Source organism: bacterium (assembly GCA_037131655.1).
Lineage (GTDB): Bacteria > Armatimonadota > Fimbriimonadia > Fimbriimonadales > JBAXQP01 > JBAXQP01.
The window spans coordinates 1-2,588 of record JBAXQP010000347.1; the positions used below are offsets into that span (position 1 = coordinate 1).

The following is a 2,588-nucleotide window of genomic DNA, read 5'->3' on the forward strand; positions in this document are numbered from 1 at the left end:
GGAGATAAGCACCCCAATTAACGCGCCTATGAGCGTTATACCGATCGTTGAATAGATAAACTTCTGCCGACGCCTAACAACCGCAGGTACGTTGTAAACGAAGTCGATAAAGCCTTGTTTGAAGCTCTTGCGTGGTTGAACGTAGAGCAGCCCATGCCCACGACCCACGAGATCGTTCAGGTAATCAATCAAATTGTCATTAACCGAATGAGTTCGGACGTACGCCAGATCACCGGCAGTTGCCCGATAAATCCGCCCAAGCGCATTCAACTCATCCTTACTCAACGCCGAGAGACCAACTCTGGCGTGCTTAAGGATAGTCTCCAACCGGTCCCAATCCGGCTTCCTACGTTCCACAAATGCCCGTTCATTCATACTAACCTAATGATCGCAGTTTTCCCGCTTAAAGTCAAGGGGCATTAATCCTGGTCAATAAGTGATCAGTCATCAGAAAGGTAATTTCTTCCCAAGACAACCTGTGCCTGTTGTACGATCCATACGTTGCTTATAAATAAAAACGTGCCCCCTAGGATATTGCGAGGCGGATGATTAGGCCTAGTTCTTCGAGGGAGCGGGTGATACGGGGATCGGCGTCGGCATCGGTGATTAGGAAGCTGGCTTGGGTTACGGGGGCAATTTGGGCGAAGGCGATTTGGCCCAGTTTGCTGCTGTCAGCGATAATTATCGTCTCGCGGGCACGGCTCATCATCGCGAACTTCACTTGTGCCGCATCAAAATCAATGACCGTTAAACCGCCAACAGGATCAACGCCGCTGACGGCTACAAAGGCCCGGTCAACATTCATCGACTCGAGTTGTTTAATCACTAACGGGCCAAGAGTGGCTTTGCGATGATGCTGAACAGTCCCGCCTAATAGAATTACTTCAAAAGTGGGATTCTCCATGAGCGTCCATGCGATAGCCAAACTATTGGTCACCACCGTAAGGTCGCGCTTGGAATGAAGTTCGAGGGCTATCTCATACGTGGTTGTGCCGGCGTCTAAGAGAATTGTTTCACCGGATTGGACAAATGAGGCGGCGACTTTGGCGATCGCTCTTTTTTCATCGGGGTTAGTCCGCTCCCGCTCATCGTATGGAGGTTCATGGCGAGCCGATTCAACCGGCAGCGCCCCTCCATGAGTTCGTCTAAGAAGCCCACGCGTCTCAAGTCTTGCCAAATCAGCCCGCACGGTTGGCAAACTCACTGCAAGATCATCCGCCAGTGATGGAACGGTCACTTTCCCATCGCGACGCAGGTGTTGAAGGATCGCTTGTCTGCGCTCTTCGGGCAACAAACCATTATTTTCTTTTTCTTTCGCTTTATATGCCAATTTCTTTCTCATTTTGTCGTATGCTATTATACAGGAAGAAAACACGGAAAAGGTATTAGCTGTTAGGTTTTAAAAAAGGCATCGAAACAAAAGGCAAGAGACAAGAGGCAAGAAGCAAGAAGCACGATCCGGAAAACCCATACACAACGATGTCGTGTCATTAGGAGCGAATCGTGGAATCTGACTGGAAAGTAACTCTAAGAGATAGCAATCGGAATTAGAGTATGATTAGGGTTAAGATATTTCGGAATTGCCTTTAGCCTAAAACCTATCACCTGGTACCTGTATCCAATCACCATCTCCGAGAACTCAGGGAGGACTTATTATAATGCCTAAAACATTGTCTGTACATCCGCAGGACGTCCGCGCCAAAGGCAAGGTAACGTTCGATCCGATACCTATAAACCAATATAGCCGTACAATGAAAGACGAACTTAAAAAAGGTTTTTCATCTGATGATCTGGTTCGAATTCATCACGATATGGCTGTTGTCCGCGCCTTTGAGAACATGCTTAATGAAGTTAAGATTAAGATGGAATATCAAGGCATCAAGTACGACCATCGCGGCCCCGCCCATCTTTCAATCGGTCAGGAAGCGGCTGCTGTCGGCCAAGCTTTTTTGTTGGGTGTTGACGACCATATCTATGGAAGTCACCGAAGCCATGGCGAAATCCTCGCCAAAGGCCTATCGGCCATCAATAAGCTCGATAATGAGACACTAACGCGCATCATGAAGACCTACATGGACGGCTCAGTCCTGAAAGTGGTCGAAAAGGATGCTGACGGTTCGGTTAAATCGCTTGCTATCGACTTTCTGATTTATGGCGCGCTGGGCGAAATCTTCGGACGCGAGGCAGGGTTCAATAAGGGCATGGGCGGCTCAATGCACGCCTTCTTCACCCCTTTTGGCATCTATCCCAATAATGCGATTGTCGGAGGCTCAGGCGACATCTCAGTCGGCGCGGCGCTCTATAAGAGGGTAAACCACAAACCCGGCATGGTCATCTGCAATATCGGCGATGGCGCGGCGGGATGCGGTCCAGTTTGGGAAGGCCTTTGCTTTGCCACCATGGATCAGTTCAAAACCCTGTGGGATGAAGAACATCGCGGCGGACTCCCGCTGATTATGAATTATGTGAACAACTTCTACGGCATGGGCGGCCAACCGGTCGGCGAAACGATGGGCTTCAATGTGTTGGCTCGGATTGGAGCGGGAATGAGCCCCGACCAGATGCATGCCGAGCGCGTTGATGGTTAC

3 protein-coding genes are annotated in these 2,588 nt (G+C 49.7%); 1 reads left to right on the forward strand and 2 read right to left on the reverse strand.

Going from position 1 to position 2,588, the window contains the following annotated elements:
• Both WCO51_12205 and WCO51_12210 read right to left on the reverse strand, forming a co-directional pair.
• Nucleotides 1-375 (reverse strand): hypothetical protein (locus WCO51_12205; protein ID MEI6514016.1); only part of this gene is annotated, 375 nt, incomplete at its 3' end.
• A 151-nt stretch (nt 376-526) separates the two neighbouring features.
• Nucleotides 527-1,330 carry a DeoR/GlpR family DNA-binding transcription regulator gene (locus WCO51_12210; protein MEI6514017.1) on the reverse strand — a complete coding sequence of 268 codons (804 nt, stop codon included), beginning with the start codon at nt 1,328-1,330 and terminating at the stop codon, nt 527-529.
• Between the two features lie 328 nt (nt 1,331-1,658).
• Between WCO51_12210 and WCO51_12215 the strand changes: the two genes are divergently transcribed.
• Nucleotides 1,659-2,588, forward strand: a 930-nt coding sequence (locus tag WCO51_12215; protein MEI6514018.1) for a thiamine pyrophosphate-dependent enzyme, incomplete at its 3' end; no start/stop codon positions are given.